15 protein-coding genes and 1 tRNA gene are annotated in these 15,706 nt (G+C 43.8%); 9 read left to right on the plus strand and 7 right to left on the minus strand.

Features of this window, described 5'->3' with window-relative positions; translation table 11 throughout:
- Nucleotides 1-5 precede the first annotated feature (5 nt).
- From IEY18_RS17520 to IEY18_RS15130, 5 genes are all read left to right on the plus strand, one after another.
- Nucleotides 6-242, plus strand: coding sequence for a nuclease-related domain-containing protein (locus IEY18_RS17520; protein ID WP_373290758.1), 237 nt, complete (start codon nucleotides 6-8; stop codon nucleotides 240-242).
- Nucleotides 142-516: a nuclease-related domain-containing protein gene (locus IEY18_RS17525; RefSeq protein ID WP_373290759.1), complete on the plus strand. Its 375-nt coding sequence runs from the start codon at nucleotides 142-144 to the stop codon at nucleotides 514-516. Before IEY18_RS17520 ends, IEY18_RS17525 begins: the two co-directional genes overlap by 101 nt.
- Before the next feature lie 353 nt (nucleotides 517-869).
- Nucleotides 870-1,772, plus strand: coding sequence for a hypothetical protein (locus IEY18_RS15120; protein ID WP_188922332.1), 903 nt, complete (start codon nucleotides 870-872; stop codon nucleotides 1,770-1,772).
- A gap of 420 nt (nucleotides 1,773-2,192) precedes the next feature.
- On the plus strand, nucleotides 2,193-3,695 hold the full coding sequence (locus IEY18_RS15125; RefSeq protein WP_188922335.1) for a hypothetical protein: 1,503 nt from the start codon (nucleotides 2,193-2,195) through the stop codon (nucleotides 3,693-3,695).
- 606 nt (nucleotides 3,696-4,301) lie between these two features.
- A complete protein-coding gene (locus IEY18_RS15130; protein WP_188922337.1) occupies nucleotides 4,302-5,882 on the plus strand; it encodes an AbgT family transporter in 1,581 nt (526 codons plus the stop codon).
- 141 nt (nucleotides 5,883-6,023) lie between these two features.
- On the opposite strand, the gene IEY18_RS15135 is transcribed toward IEY18_RS15130, so the two are convergent.
- From IEY18_RS15135 to IEY18_RS15150, 4 genes are all read right to left on the minus strand, one after another.
- The gene (locus IEY18_RS15135; RefSeq protein ID WP_188922339.1) at nucleotides 6,024-7,208 is read right to left on the minus strand and encodes a BaiN/RdsA family NAD(P)/FAD-dependent oxidoreductase; all 1,185 of its coding nucleotides are present in this window, start codon (nucleotides 7,206-7,208) and stop codon (nucleotides 6,024-6,026) included.
- 97 nt (nucleotides 7,209-7,305) lie between these two features.
- On the minus strand, nucleotides 7,306-8,322 hold the full coding sequence (gpsA, locus tag IEY18_RS15140; RefSeq protein WP_188922341.1) for an NAD(P)H-dependent glycerol-3-phosphate dehydrogenase: 1,017 nt from the start codon (nucleotides 8,320-8,322) through the stop codon (nucleotides 7,306-7,308).
- Between the two features lie 6 nt (nucleotides 8,323-8,328).
- Nucleotides 8,329-8,802 (minus strand): protein-export chaperone SecB, encoded by a 474-nt coding sequence (secB, locus tag IEY18_RS15145; RefSeq protein WP_188922343.1) that lies wholly within the window; start codon nucleotides 8,800-8,802, stop codon nucleotides 8,329-8,331.
- A 196-nt stretch (nucleotides 8,803-8,998) separates the two neighbouring features.
- Nucleotides 8,999-9,433: a rhodanese-like domain-containing protein gene (locus tag IEY18_RS15150; RefSeq protein ID WP_188922345.1), complete on the minus strand. Its 435-nt coding sequence runs from the start codon at nucleotides 9,431-9,433 to the stop codon at nucleotides 8,999-9,001.
- 374 nt (nucleotides 9,434-9,807) lie between these two features.
- Between IEY18_RS15150 and gpmM the strand changes: the two genes are divergently transcribed.
- The 4 genes from gpmM to IEY18_RS15170 are packed head-to-tail and all read left to right on the plus strand — an operon-like array spanning nucleotide 9,808 to nucleotide 14,549.
- A complete protein-coding gene (gpmM, locus tag IEY18_RS15155) occupies nucleotides 9,808-11,352 on the plus strand; it encodes a 2,3-bisphosphoglycerate-independent phosphoglycerate mutase (RefSeq protein ID WP_188922347.1) in 1,545 nt (514 codons plus the stop codon).
- Nucleotides 11,353-11,408: 56 nt separating this feature from the next.
- Nucleotides 11,409-12,560: a murein hydrolase activator EnvC family protein gene (locus tag IEY18_RS15160; protein WP_188922349.1), complete on the plus strand. Its 1,152-nt coding sequence runs from the start codon at nucleotides 11,409-11,411 to the stop codon at nucleotides 12,558-12,560.
- 22 nt (nucleotides 12,561-12,582) lie between these two features.
- Nucleotides 12,583-13,782 (plus strand): S41 family peptidase, encoded by a 1,200-nt coding sequence (locus IEY18_RS15165; protein ID WP_188922351.1) that lies wholly within the window; start codon nucleotides 12,583-12,585, stop codon nucleotides 13,780-13,782.
- 11 nt (nucleotides 13,783-13,793) lie between these two features.
- The gene (locus tag IEY18_RS15170; protein WP_188922353.1) at nucleotides 13,794-14,549 is read left to right on the plus strand and encodes a divergent polysaccharide deacetylase family protein; all 756 of its coding nucleotides are present in this window, start codon (nucleotides 13,794-13,796) and stop codon (nucleotides 14,547-14,549) included.
- On the opposite strand, the gene IEY18_RS15175 is transcribed toward IEY18_RS15170, so the two are convergent.
- From IEY18_RS15175 to IEY18_RS15185, 3 genes are all read right to left on the minus strand, one after another.
- Nucleotides 14,524-14,979 (minus strand): Rrf2 family transcriptional regulator, encoded by a 456-nt coding sequence (locus tag IEY18_RS15175; RefSeq protein ID WP_188922355.1) that lies wholly within the window; start codon nucleotides 14,977-14,979, stop codon nucleotides 14,524-14,526. The two genes, IEY18_RS15170 and IEY18_RS15175, sit on opposite strands and share 26 nt — an antisense overlap.
- 10 nt (nucleotides 14,980-14,989) lie before the next feature.
- Nucleotides 14,990-15,244 carry a YkgJ family cysteine cluster protein gene (locus IEY18_RS15180; RefSeq protein WP_188922357.1) on the minus strand — a complete coding sequence of 85 codons (255 nt, stop codon included), beginning with the start codon at nucleotides 15,242-15,244 and terminating at the stop codon, nucleotides 14,990-14,992.
- Between the two features lie 287 nt (nucleotides 15,245-15,531).
- Nucleotides 15,532-15,608: transfer RNA gene (locus tag IEY18_RS15185), tRNA-Asp, on the minus strand.
- Nucleotides 15,609-15,706 lie beyond the last annotated feature (98 nt).

Raw genomic sequence — 15,706 nt, forward strand, 5'->3', positions numbered from 1 at the left:
CTGCTTTGTGTGCACTCTTTCTGCTGCGCAACAATATAGACAAGGGAAATCTGGGGGAGGCTAAAGTCTATCAAGCACTAGCTACAGCACTGCCAGCAAAGGATTATCAAATTCTGAACAATATAACTTTACCGCTTGAAGATGGTGGCACGACTCAAATTGATCATATCGTTGTGTCAGAGTTTGGCGTTTTCGTTATCGAAACTAAAAATCTGCAAGGCTGGATTTTTTGGTCATCCTAATCATGCTCAGTGGACGCAAACGATTCACAAATCTCGGTTTACATTCCAAAACCCAATTCGACAAAACTACAAGCACGTGCAAACGCTAGCCCGTTTACTTAACTTAGCAAAAAAGCACTTTTTTTCGGTGATCATATTTACTAAACAGGGTGAGCTTAAAACTAAGATGCCCACCTTCGTAGGCCATATAGAAACAGCTGTTACCTTCATTCAGTCTCAACAAGCTCCAGTGTTTACGCCATTGGAAACGTCTGAGATTGCATCTGCATTTTAAGGCATTAAATTAATCGACTGCGAACTAACCGACATTCGTCACATCGAATACTTACAAGAAATACATACCAAAAAAGATTAAACAAAAAGGCTACCCTTAGGTCGCCTTTGAATATTTGAGCATTAGAATTCGCGCAAACTTAGAAACCAAACTTGCCGTTGCGATTGGCCCATTTCGCTTCAGCAGGAATATTCTCAATCACAACAAAGCGGAAGCGTCTCGATAGAACGCAGGGTCCGAATTATCATTAATACTCTGATTATCCATATAATAAATCGCCCTTCGACTAGTGTCGTTTTCGCGCCGACTATGCAATGATTAACCTCTATTTATCATTGTAAAAAGCCTTTCGCATGCCCAGATTAAAAAAATTGGCCCTTTTTAGCCTCGTGGCCACTGCAATCTTTAGCGTTTGGGTGATCGAGCAAGTTTGGATGCTGTATTCCACAAAGTTCGTGACCATTGACGCTCACCTCAAAGAAATTTCTGGCATTGAATTTGATAAAAATCAACGGCTTTGGGCGATCAACGACGGCGGAGATTTAGCACAGCTCCACCAAATCAATAAAGATGGCTCGATTGCACGAAGCATTCACATCAGTAATGCCAAAAATTTAGATTGGGAAGATATGACCCAAGATGATTTTGGGCATTTTTTTATTGGCGATTTTGGCAACAACAGCAATAACCGCGATTGGTTAACCATCTACAAAATTGAAAACCCTATCGATATAAAAACGACAACTACGACTGCAGAAATCATCAAATTTACTAACCCAGAGGCCACTCGCTCAACCACAGTAGAGCATCAGCATTACGATTTAGAAGCGTTTGTGTACTATCAAAACTCTCTATATCTGTTTTCAAAAAACCGTTCTAAGCCCTTTGATGGTAAAACCCGACTGTATCGAATTGGCGATCATGCTGCGAACTTCCAAGCACAATATGTTTCTGAGTTCACGACCTGCACGTCAATGAAGCACTTATGCTGGATCACTTCAGCCGCACTTAGCCCCGATCGAAGCAAATTAATTTTACTCGACTCCCAACGCCTTTGGCTATTTGAAAACTGGCAAGGTGATGATTTCTTTTCCGGTAATGCCTACCAAATCAACCTCGGTATAGTCACGCAAAAAGAAGCCGTTACTTTTTACGATGACAACACCATTATATTTACCGATGAAGAGTTTAAAGGAATAGGACGCAACGCATACGTGCTGAAGCTTGATGATGTAAAAAAGAAGAGGGTTAAGTAATAATCAGGAGCTAATCACCAGATAAAAATAAACAATGAGCCGACTTTTTGCTTAATTTTTTATTTTCTATGAACAATAAAACAAAGCTCTGATATCAAAGCCAATATGCTTACAATGTTAAATCGTTAGAAAACACTCCCACAACCACAAGGTAGCTCCCTTGTTCTCTTAACGTTAATCACGCTCCAATTGACCTTGCTCCCCCCTATTTCCCCTTGCAAATGTGCAAAAAAATGTCACCTATGTAAATTTTTGCCAGCAAAAGATAAAGAATTGCAAAGCTTGAATGCATACCAGAACTTTTGTTATTCAATTTGTCCTATTGCAGAAGTTCAAAACAGTAAACCTCTTAAATTTACTGCTTTGAAGACCAATATTGCGCCGCAATATTGAAAAAACATCAATAAAATGGAACAAATTATGAGCTTCAAAAAAAACGCCATAACTCACCTTCACGTCGCGTTGATATCAGCGATCTTGTTATGTACTGGATGCGACTCTGAAAGCAGTGACGATAGCGACACTGGATATGTCCAGTTTTATCATGGCTCAACCAATGCCCCAGCAATCTATTTAACCATCGATGAAGATTTAGATGACGACGATGATGATGAGGTAGAAGTGACATATACGGCGGTCGAGTATGGCGTTGCAACATCGGCCAAGAGCTTAGGGGATACAGACTACTTTTATGAATTAGCGTGGCAAGACGAAGACTCAGATGATCGGGATGATTTGGAAGTCATTACTGAAGGCCAGATTTCTATAGAAGAAGATGAGATCAAATTTATTGTATTAAGCGATGATGTTACCGCACCCAAAACACAGGTTTATAATATTGAAGTCATTGACGATGACAATGATGATGACGAAGATCTATTTAACTTCAGAGTGTTAAATTTACACCCTATCAGTTCGGGTATCGACATTTATATTTCCAAATCAGACGAAACGTTTAATGAAGCCTCCCTCATTGGCCAATATAGCTTAGATGAGCTATCTGATAATCAAAAGCTCGAACAAGACCAATACATCTTTTATATCACAGCAACAGGTAGCGAAACCGTGTTGTTCCAATCCGACGAAATTGATTATGCCTACTCTTCTCAGTACGTCATGGTTGTGAGGCAAAACACGTCTACTAGTGCATCAACTTTCGCACTGGATCGTGTCTCAACCTCCCGCACTATCGAGTACCTTGATACCAACTCTCCCACACAGCTTCGAGTCTACAACGCCATTGTGGAACACGATCTGCTAGAAAACTATACGTCTCAAATCGATGTCTATCTCAATGGCTATGATGAACAAGCTGAAATTGATGGACTGGTGACAGGGGACATGAGTCAGACGCTTACCCAAGAAAAAGGGGATTATAGTGTTGATTTGACCATCTCAAGCAGTGAAGAACGCATCCTCAAAAACCACCTTTTGACCCTTCCAGTAGGCGCCAATAAAACCGTCTTCTTTTATCTTAAAGAGGACAATGTTGATCATGATAACGATGGTGATGTCGATGAGGACGGAGATGGACTCGTAGACGAAATCGAAATCTCAATTAACTCATTAGTGATTAACAATAATGAAAGCGATAGCCTGTATGACCACAATATCGCTCTAGTTAATCTTGTGGATCATGATGATTTCAACACCATAAAATTCTACTTTGTTCGTAGTGATGAAACGATCGAATCTGCAACGAATAGCCTAAGCGTAAGTTACGCCGCTTCAAATTCTCTTAATCTACTCAATAATACCTATCAGGTGTACGCAGTTGCGAAGCAAGAGAGTAGCGATGTCATCTTATCAAGCTTTGAGCTAATTTTAGATGAGTCATCTACAGAGCAATTCGTGATCATTGAAACTGATGATGAATCACCAACAGGCTTTAGCATTGAACTCATCAACCAAAATGAAGATTAGCTTTATCTTCTTGCAACATGAAATCAACGCTGTAAAACATGTGCAGCAATAAGCTTAACCCTTGAACTCTGACGGCAGTCCTTTAAGTACACAAACAGACTTTAAAAGATTGCCTCAGAGTTACGTGAACCACGACAACAAATATATTCTGCGATTAAAAATGAGAGCAGAAATATTGAATTTTTATAACCATAATTGTTTGCTCAAACTGACTTAGAAAACCGACCTGAACCGGAAAAATTAGCAGGTGAGATCATTGAAAACTTAGAGGCGGGCTTAGACAGCTTCCGCCAGGGTTTAGTGGCATAAAATGAATAAGGAATGATTCAGTACAACTTTTGCCAACCAGCGCTGTTCAACAATACGTTCAGGTCAAATATCTAAGCAACATCATGACCAGACCTAGTCCCTTGTTTGGGCATCGACAAACCACCAGTTGCGATTCAAATCAATAATCCACGGTTAGCGAGGCGCACTCCAACATGGCGTCCTATCAGCAAAAGCTAAACTCCCCCCACAATTACGTGACATACATCACAAAACTAGCGAGTTACCACAGCCCGTGTTATGTTTTTCATCGTCTGTGTTTTATCGAGATTGGTTTTTATGACTTCAAAGGTTAATAACAATAAAAATAACGGTTTATTTAATCACTTTCTGGCAACAGTAGAGTTTTTAGGCAACTTATTACCGCACCCCATAACACTTTTTGCTATTTTTTGTGTCGCGATCATCCTTGGTAGCGGCGTTGCAGATTGGTTTGGTCTAAGTGTTGAAGATCCAAGGCCCCTAGGCGCCAAAGGGCGTGCCCCAGATGGCATCATTGAGGTCGTCAGCCTAATGTCAGTAGAGGGTTTACATCGAATTGTCACAGGCCTTGTGACTAACTTTACCGGATTTGCGCCATTAGGCACTGTGCTCGTGGCAATTTTAGGTGTGAGTGTTGCAGAGCATTCAGGACTGTTATCCGCCACCATGCGCAGTATGGTCATGGGAGCTTCTAAACGCCTTGTGACTTTTATGATTGTGCTCGCGGCTATTCTATCCAATACCGCCTCAGAGCTTGGTTATGTGGTATTAATCCCCCTCGCAGCTATGATTTTCCATAGCTTAGGCCGGCATCCGCTCGCGGGGCTGGCAGCAGCTTTTGCCGGTGTTTCAGGCGGCTATAGCGCCAACTTATTATTAGGCACCATCGACCCTTTACTGGCTGGCATTACCACCCCTGCAGCACAAATGATAGACCCAGACTATGTCGTCGGCCCTGAGGCGAACTGGTACTTTATGATGGTTTCTACATTTCTTATCGCTATTTTAGGCACCGTAGTTACCGAGAAAATTGTTGAGCCTCGCCTTGGAAAGTATGACCCCGATGAAGCCAGTGTAGATCTGACGGATAATACCGTTGACCATATTACGCAAACTGAGAAAAAAGGGCTGAGGTGGGCTGCTTTTACTTTTGTTTTAATGAGTCTGCTACTGGCGCTGAGCATAGTACCTGAAAATGGCGTACTGCGTCATCCAGAGACGGGCTTAGTGGCTGGTTCCCCATTTTTAAAAGGCATTGTCGCCTTTATCTTTATTACCTTTGCCATCCCAGGTTTCGTATACGGCCGGGTCGTTGGCACTATGAAAAATGACAGAGATGTTATTGATGCCATGGCCAAAAGTGTCAGCTCAATGGGTCTTTATATCGTTCTTGTATTTTTTGCCGCACAGTTCGTTGCATTCTTTAAGTGGACGAACTTCGGCACGATTATCGCGATTAAAGGCGCGGCGGCATTACAGGCACTAAGCATGACCGGGCCTGAGGTTTTTATCGGGTTTATTTTCTTATGCGCACTGATTAACCTAAGTCTAGGCTCATCATCAGCCCAGTGGGCCGCTACAGCCCCCATATTCGTGCCTATGCTTATGCTCATCGGCTATGCCCCTGAAACCATTCAAGCGGCTTATCGTATCGGTGATTCAGTCACCAACTTAATCACTCCGATGATGAGTTATTTTGGCTTGATTTTAGCCGTGGCTACTCGGTATCAAAAGAACATGGGCATAGGCACGTTAGTGGCCACCATGTTGCCTTACAGCATTGTCTTTTTTATCGGCTGGGTTGTGTTGTTTTATGTGTGGGTGTTTGGCTTTAACTTACCGGTTGGCCCAAGCGCTCCAATCTACTATCAGCCATAGGGTGCTTTAAGTCTCAGCTTAACGGTACGCTAGGTTTTGCAGTTTGTAGAAAGCAAAACCTAGCTCGCTGCGCTCTAGGTGAATCACAAAGATTGTCTTCGATGAGTTCAAATGGTCTTCGTTCGAACTCCACGATTACAACTACACCACTTCCCCTGCGGCGTAGCCAGAACTCCATGCCCATTGGAAGTTAAAGCCGCCAAGCCAACCGCTTACATCCATTACCTCTCCGACGAAATATAGACCTTTTTGCTGTTTGGCCTCCATCGTCTTAGACGATAGCTCATCGGTATCGATGCCCCCGAGGGTGACTTCTGCGGTACGATACCCCTCAGTACCATTCATCACAACTTGCCATTGGTGTATGTCTGTTACCAGTTGGTCTATTTCAGCATGAATCAACTGATTTAAAGCCTTATTTAACATCGTTTCTTCAAATAAGATTTCCACTAAGCGTTTCGGTAACCATTGGTTCAGTGTATTCCGAAGGCTCTGTTTTGGATGTTTCTGGGTCGCATTCGCCAACAGCTCTCGCGCACTTTGAGTTGGCAAGAGGTTGATTGATATCGCCTCGCCAGCTCGCCAGTAATTAGAGATTTGGAGTATTGCGGGGCCAGACAAGCCACGATGCGTAAACAATAAAGCTTCGCTAAATGAGGTACCGTTTTTTGCGGTGATTGTACTCGGCACTGCGATACCAGAGAGTGGTTCAAACCTTTGCTTTTGTTCGTGATGCCAAGTAAAAGGCACAAGCCCAGCAGTCGTTGGCAAAACCTTTAAGCCAAATTGCTCCGCAAGTTGATAACCATAAGGTGTTGCGCCAAGTTTTGGCATTGAAAGGCCGCCAGTTGCCACAACCAGTGATTGGCACCGGTATTCTCCTTTTGAAGTTGACACTATATACTGCCCTTGATCATCTTGTGCAATCGATAAGATGTCCGTTCGCAATTGGATTTTTACCCCTGCCCACTCACACTCAGTCATTAGGGTACGAACAATATCCTTGGCTGAATCGTTGCAAAACAGTTGGCCATGATCGCGCTCATGATATTCAACGCCATGGCGCTCTACTAGTTCAATAAAGTCAGTTGACTTATAACGGGCAATTGCTGACTTCACAAAGTGAGGGTTGGCGCAAATAAAGTTGTTTGGCTCGACAACTTGATTGGTAAAGTTGCACCGACCACCACCGCTGATCAAAATTTTACGTCCAGCTTGCTTCGCATGATCAAGCACTAGTACATCACGACCGCGATATCCTGCAGTTGCAGCACACATGAGCCCTGCAGCACCCGCACCAATGATTATGACATCGTGATGTTTCACTTCCCTCTCCTCAAATCGTCAACAAACAGGATGAATCAGTAGACACAAAAAAGGGCGCTATTTTAGCACCCTTTGTTTACCGCCACACCCTACGCGATTAACTCGTCGGTGTTTCAGACTTTTTCTTACGGCTTAAAAGCTCTTTTGAAGCTTCTAACGGCGCTTTGCCTTGATATAACACTTGGTATATCTGCTCGGTGATTGGCATTTCAACCCCAAGGCGCTTTGCCAGTGTATATACCTCTTTGGTGTTGCGATACCCTTCGACCACTTGACCAATTTCAATCTGAGCGGTATCAACATCACTGCCTTTACCCAATGCTAAGCCAAAACGACGATTGCGCGATTGGTTATCAGTACAAGTCAGCACCAAGTCACCTAGACCGGCCATCCCCATAAAGGTTGAGCCTTGTGCACCAAGCGCTTCACCTAAGCGAGAAAGCTCTACTAACCCACGAGTAATTAATGCGGTTCTGGCATTTGCACCAAAACCAATCCCATCGGACATGCCCGCACCAATGGCAATCACGTTTTTCACGGCGCCACCTAACTGCAGACCAATAAAGTCTTCATTAGCGTATACACGAAGGCGACTTGGACTATGAAGTAGTTCAACTAGATCTTGTGTAAATGCTTCTTGGGTGCCAGCGACTGAGATTGCAGTGGGTAACCCTGCCGCAAGTTCTTTAGCGAACGTGGGGCCAGAAATCACTGCCAATGGATACGCATCCCCGACGATGTCTTTCGCAACGTCTTGTAATAGGCGGCCGGTTTCAGGCTCAAGCCCTTTGGTTGCCCATACAATTCGCGAGTCTGGGCGCAATAGAGGCTTTGCTTGCGATAACACCAAACCAAATACATGGCTTGGCACCACAACAAGCACGTTATTACTCGCAGCAAGTGCTGTAGCAAGATCGGCTTCGGGCGTCAGTGTCTCAGGGAAAGAGATGCCGGGCAGAAACTCTTCATTACTACGCTGCTCGGTTAAGCGCGCCATATGATCAGCTTCATGACCCCATATCAGGACTTTATGGCCATTACTCGCTAAAGATATGGCAAGGGCGGTGCCATAAGAGCCCGCCCCCAGTACCGTAATATCGGCAGTGTTATTCATAACAGATTAAGCGTCAGCTTGTTCTGGAGCTTCTTGGCGCTGTTGCACGTATTGTGCAAATAGTGCGTCAAAGTTAACTGGTGCTAGGTTAAGCTGTGGGAACGTACCACGAGCAACTAGGCTACCAACAGTCTCACGCGCATATGGGAACAAAATGTTCGGACAGTATGCACCGAGAGAGTGAGCAAGTTGCTGCTCAGTTAGGCCTGTAATAGAGAAAATACCTGCTTGTTGAACTTCACATAGGAAAGCAGTCTCTTCGCCATTTTTAGCAGTCACCGTTAGCGAAAGAATCACTTCAAACACATCGTCAGCAAGTTTGTTGCTGCGCGTATCAAGGTCTAGCTTCACTTCTGGGTTCCACTCTTTTTGGAACACTTCAGGGCTATTTGGTGTTTCGAAAGAAACGTCTTTCGTGAAAACACGTTGAATGTTGAACTGTGGACCTTGCGCTTCGTTGTTTGCTACTTCTTCAGCCATTTTATTATTCCTATACTTTCAAATGTTGTTGACCCACTTTTTAGGTCAGAATTTTACGCTCTACTGCGCTGACTCAATCCAATCAATAACACAAGTGTTTATTAATGAAGTGGTCAAATCCAGTGGTTGCATCTATTTAGTTAGCGCTACACTCTAATCAATAAAGTGTGGCAAAAGCAAACGACACCGATTGCTGCTACTTCTTACGCTTTGATACGGGTAAGTTCGCTGCAGTCCAATCGTTCATGCCGCCTTTCAGATTATTTACATCTTCAAAGCCTTGCTTCACTAACAACTGACCAGCTTGCGAAGACGTCACGCCAGCATCACATACCAATATAATGGGTCTGGCTTTGTGCTTTTCAAGGCTAGGGATTTGATTATTTTTGATATCCGATAACGGTACATTCACTGCACCAACAATATGACCTTTTTTGAACGCATCCTGAGCACGAACATCAACCACTTTGGCTTCTTGTTTGTTAATAAGCTGTGTGGCTTGTTGATGGGTCACACCCTTTACTTTCGAAAGGTTTGATTTCACAGTGCTGATAATCAGCGCAATAAACAAACCAACCCACGCTAAACTGAGGACGGGATTCGCTTGAAGAAAGTCAAAATATTCTTGCATGTTAAACTGCCTGTTTTGTCGCACTAAAATTCTATAAGGGCACAGAGTATAACCATTGCTTAATTAGATTGCAGCAAGTTATCGCCCTTGGATTGAGGCGAGGACAAGTAAGATGAATCACATCATAAATTCATCAAAACCTTTGTGGGGATCAAGGCCAAGTCACCGCCGCATTCATGAGATAAAATGTAGTCAGAAAACAACTCTAGTTTCTTAAAACAGCAGCAGGGCACACTAAACAGCCACAAAATGAAATAAAATTACCAAATTTGACACCATCATCAATCTAAATACCTTTATACCTGCTGCGCTGCATAGTAAAATTTGAGCAATTTCATTTTCAACATTTCTTTTTAAACTTTGAGGTACCATTCATGACGGCAACCAAACGCCCTCTGGCGCTGCTGATCCTAGACGGATGGGGTAATCGCACTGATACGCACAAAAATGCTATTTTTCATGCCAAAACCCCTGTTCTAGATCGGCTTTATGCCAATCACCCAAATACGCTAATTTCAGGCTCAGGTTTAGATGTTGGCCTACCAGATGGACAAATGGGCAACTCTGAGGTTGGCCATATCAATATCGGCTCTGGCCGTGTTGTTTATCAAGAGTTAACTCGGATCAGCAAAGCCATTCATGATGGTGAATTTGATCAAAACCCTGCGTTTATTGAAGCGGTTGATAAAGCCATTGCCGCTGATGGTGCGGTTCACATCATGGGCCTTATGTCACCAGGAGGGGTACATAGCCACGAAGAGCACATTGAAGCCATGTGCCGTATGGCCGTTAGCCGCGGCGCAAAGCGTGTTTACTTACATAATTTCCTTGATGGTCGAGATACACCTCCGCGCAGTGCCAAAGCAAGCCTGGTTCATTTTGATGCGTTATTTAAAGAGCTCGGCACGGGTCAAATTGCATCAATTATAGGGCGCTACTATGCTATGGATCGAGACAACCGCTGGGAGCGTGTTACTGAGGCATACCAACTGATCACCGAGGGTAAAGGCCGCTACCAGTACGATAATGTTGTCGACGCACTTGAAGCAGCTTATGCCCGAGACGAGAATGATGAATTTGTAGGTGCTTCAGCAATTACAAACGACCAAGGTGAAGTTGCAACGCTACAAGACAATGATGCACTTATATTTATGAACTTCCGCGCGGACCGAGCTCGTCAAATCACCCGTAGTTTTGTGAACTCTGACTTTGATGGCTTCGAAAGAGCAGTCACGCCCAAAGTGAACTTTGTCATGCTGACCAATTATGCGGCGGATATTGATGCCCCTGTGGCTTTCCCGTCTACTGACCTAGTGAACACTCTGGGAGAGGTATTGCAAAACAATGGTCAAACGCAGCTACGTATCTCTGAAACAGAAAAGTATGCTCATGTGACTTTCTTCTTCAATGGTGGCAAAGAACAACCATTTCGTGGCGAAGAACGTAAACTGATCGACTCCCCGAAAGTTGCGACCTACGATTTACAACCAGAAATGAGCTCAGCGGAACTGACGGATAAACTCGTCGAAGCGATTGAATCGACAGATTATGATGTAATTATCTGTAACTATCCAAATGGTGATATGGTAGGCCATACTGGTAACTTCGACGCTGCGGTCAAAGCATGTGAAGCGGTCGACACTTGTGTCGGTCGAGTTATTGAAGCACTGGACAAGGTCAACGGTGAATGTATTATCACTGCAGACCATGGTAACGCTGAACAGATGGTTGATACTGAAACAGGTCAAGCACATACAGCGCATACCAGTGAATTGGTACCACTCATTTATGTGGGCCGCGAAGCAAGCATCAAACAAGATGGACGCTTAAGCGACATTGCACCAACCATGCTAAGCCTGATGGGACAACCAATACCAGAAGAAATGACTGGTAAACCATTGGTTGAACTCAAAGGTTAAACCCAGCATAGTGTTCGCAACGAGTTGTCTTTGTTGAATAAGGATAGAGATTGATTGTGAGCACACTACGAGTTTATAAAGCCAGCATTGTTGCTGGCTTTCTATTGCTTTCAATAATGCTCTCTTTTGCTGTGCAAGGTAAGAGCTTGGAAGAGCGGCGCTCAGCGCTTAAATCAATTCAAGCGCAAATCAGCCAGCAACGCCAAGCCCTGAATGACACTAGCAAGCAACGGAAGAAACTCCTGTCACTGCTCAAACATGATGAGCAAGCAATCGCAAAAGCTGCCAAAAAAATAAACCAGCTTAAAGGTCAGCTTGCGGCCAGCAAGAAAAAGCTTCAGCAACTCAATCAAGAGTCTCTTCGACTTGAAAAGCTCGAAGCCTCCCAGCAGAAAACTCTCGCGAAGCAGCTATCAAGTGCTTATCTTGCCGGTAACCATGACTACACAAAAATGTTGTTAAACCAACAAAACCCTTCAACCATCGAGCGGATGCTGACGTACTATCAATATCTAAACAAGGCGCGAATGAAGGCGCTTACTCAGCTAAAAGAAACGCAAAGTGACATTAAAGCGGTCACTCAATCCACGATTGAAACACAAAATAAGCTCAACGCTGCAGTTCTAGAACAACAAAAACAAGCGAAGAAGCTCAGCGATGAAAAAGCGCAACGCCAAAAAACCCAAGTGCAATTACAACGAACGTTGACCAGCAAGAACGAAGCGCTAGAACAATTACAAATTGAAGAAGCCAGTTTAAAACGTATCGTGAAACAAGCTTTAGAATCAGCCAAAGATAACCCCCAATTGGTTGGATTGTCGAGTTATCGCGGCAAGCTTGCCTGGCCAACCCGTGGCCGCATTCGCAATAGCTTTGGGAGCTCACGAAGTGGTCGAGTGAAATGGAAGGGTATTAGCATGTCCGCCCCAGAAGGGCAAAACGTCTATGCGATTGCCGATGGAAAAGTGATTTACGCGGATTGGTTGAAGGGTTTTGGTATGGTCATCGTAATAGACCATGGCCGAGGCTATATGAGCCTTTATGGGCATGCACAAGCCCTTTTAAGAAGTTCTGGTGACATCGTTAGAAAGAGGGAACCTATTGCACTGGTTGGACTTTCCGGTGGACTCTCACATCCTAGCCTATACTTTGAAATAAGACATAAGGGGCAAGCAGTCGATCCTGCAAAGTATTGCCGGAGAAAATAGCCCCTTTCACTAAGGTAAGGCTATGGCTAAATTGTTGCGTTATATATCCTGTGTGGGTATGGGGCTGATCCTAGGACTATCAGTTACCTTATATAGCAAGGAAAGCACCAAGTCATTCGACGATCATTATACCTACCCGTTACTGGTAGATATTATTGATACCGTTGAAACCTATTACGTTCAGCAAGTCACGAAAGAAGAATTAGTACAAGCTGCGATTCAAGGCATCTTCGATCATCTTGATCCATATTCCAATTATTTAAGTCATCAGGATTTAGCGAATCTGCAAGACTCAAATCGTGGCGAGTACTTTGGTTTTGGCTTTGAAATCGCAACCGACGATAACAAGATCAAGATAGTGACTCCTTTCGCAGGCTCACCCGCCCATCAAGCGGGTATTCAACCTGGTGACCAAATTGTCCGTTTCAATGAAGATGACGTTACGGAGTCAAATTTGGCCAAAATTCTTGCTGATATTAAGAACCATAGTATTAACAACCTTCCCATCGCATTGAATATTAAGCGGGGAAACAGTGATTTTGACGTGAGCCTAATGCCGTCGGTGATCTCAGTAAAGTCTGTCACAGCAGAAGTGCTTAAAAACAACATTGGTTACATTCGCTTAGGCAGTTTTCAAGAAGACTCCACCCAAGACATGATGAAACAATTGTCGCAATGGCAACTGCTGCCTATGGAAGGCATCATTTTGGATCTTCGCAATAACCCTGGCGGCTTGTTAGATCAAGCGGTTCAAATCGCTGATATCTTTTTAGACCGTGGCCGCATCGTTTCTACTGAAGGCAGGGTATTTGATTCCAACTCAGACTACTTCGCCTCGCCTCAAAGCATGTTCTCTCATGTACCTATGGTTGTTTTGATTAACAAAGGGTCAGCATCTGCGTCTGAGGTTCTAGCAGCAGCGCTCAAGGATAATGGCAGAGCAGTTTTGCTCGGTGAAAAGAGTTTTGGCAAAGGTACGGTACAAAGTTTGATCCCAACGCTAGTTGATGGCAATGCAATCAAACTAACGATTGCTAAGTACAATACCCCCAAAGGCATCGACATTCACAGCAAAGGTATCGAACCGGACATAAAAATAGCACAAGAGGCTGTCACTGAACTAAATAATATGTCTATAATCGGCAACACATCGCCCCATGATGATATTGCCAAAGATAAAATTATTAATAGCGCAATTGCATGGATGGAAACCAATAACTAAAAGAAAAATTTGTGCGCTTATTTTATTTTTTAATTTTATTAGTCGTTAGTTTGCCAACAGCATATGCAGCACAGGTCGCAATTATCATTGACGATATCGGTTATCGACAATCAGATATTGCGGCCCTTTCTTTGCCCTCGAATATTACCCTTTCTGTATTACCTTATACGCCACTTGGTAAAGACATTGCCAGCAAAGCACATGGTGAGGGCTATGAGATTATGTTGCACCTTCCTATGCAAGCCCTCAATGGTAAAAAAATGGGCCCGGGTGGACTGAGCAACGACATGAACGAGCAAGAGGTGAAGCAAAAAGTCTCTCAAGCACTTATCGATATCCCCTATGCCAAAGGTGCAAACAATCATATGGGGAGTTTATTAACTCAGCTCAATGAGCCCATGTATTGGGTCATGGAAAGTCTTAAACAGCATCAAGCCTATTTTGTTGACAGTGTTACCACGCGCTACACCAAAGCTGGCAGCGCAGCTGACTCGCTCGGCGTGCCATTACTCCGTCGACAACTATTTTTAGATAACGACACAACACACCAGGGGTTAGAAAAGCAGTTTAAGAAGTTGATAGAGATGGCACATCAAAAAGGCGAGGTCGTGGCCATTGCACACCCTTACCCAGAAACAATACGATTCTTAAAGTCCAATTTGCCGCGCTTACAAGCGCAAGGAATCAAACTGGTTCCAACCTCACGCTTATTGCCAATAAGCTTAGCGAAAAAAGAAGGGGCTAGCCCAACTGCAAGACTGAAATAGTTTCGTCTGGTAGGCAGCTCAATAGCTCTTTTCTGTTACTCACAATATCCAGCAAGCTATGTCGGTCAAGCACTGCAAGATAGGCAGCGACCGCTTCACCAAGAACCCCGGTTAACTGGCAAGAAGGCATAAAGCGACAGTGGGGTTTGCTACAATCAATCGGGGCAAGAGAGTTTTCAAGCTCACGAACTAAAGCACCTATATTGATTTGTTCTGCGGGCATACCTAAGCGGAAACCACCACTTTTACCGCGAATCGTTTCCAAATAACCAAGCTTACCTAAATGATGAACAATTTTAGAAACATGATTTGCAGAAAGATCGAATACTTCTGTGATTTCAGCAATTCGAAATAATGTCTCACGCTCGGGTTGAACCGCCAAGTACATTAAAGTTCGAATACCAAAATCTGTATAACGAGTTAATTGCATTAGTTACCCTCTAGTTTCCAGTTTGAGACTCAAGCGTCGTAATCAACCACATCGCCTCTTCATTTGATTGACCACAAACGTCTTCTGTTGCGAGAAATGCGCTACACACTTCTGGTCGATTGGTTTGGCCAAAAATCAAACACAAATTGTTTTCATTTAACTGTATACACCGAACGCCAGCTGGCTTTCCATCGGGCATACCAGGAATAGGGCTAGTAATGGATGGCGCAATGCAGCAAGCACCACAACCCAATCGGCAATTCATTATTATTCCTGTGATCTTACAATATCTTCAGCAAGCATTCTGTACCAGCATGTCTCATTAAATATGCAAAGCTGCGCATGTTCTAATCATGGTAGTCGAGTTGATGCATTAATACATCAAAGACGTTTCGATGTAAAACGAAGCCGTCAGTGCTGTGATTTATAGTTCTGTTTCTGATTAAAACGAGGAAGATACTCTCATTTATTGAAATGCGTACTCTATAAGCATACTAGCGCATATATAACGAAAAAGGCCTCTGCATTGCTGCAGAGGCCTTCTCTTTATGTTGGCGGAGCGGACGGGACTCGAACCCGCGACCCCCGGCGTGACAGGCCGGTATTCTAACCAACTGAACTACCGCTCCTTTAGACCGAAGCCTAAATTCTTTTAAAGTCGCTAACTTGTCAAGGCTAGGAGACTCACTCTTACGAGAATAATTAGGCGCCTGGAAATGAAGCTCTA

Origin of the sequence: Shewanella gelidii, from assembly GCF_014647855.1 — a bacterium.
Classification (GTDB): Bacteria; Pseudomonadota; Gammaproteobacteria; order Enterobacterales; family Shewanellaceae; genus Shewanella; species Shewanella gelidii.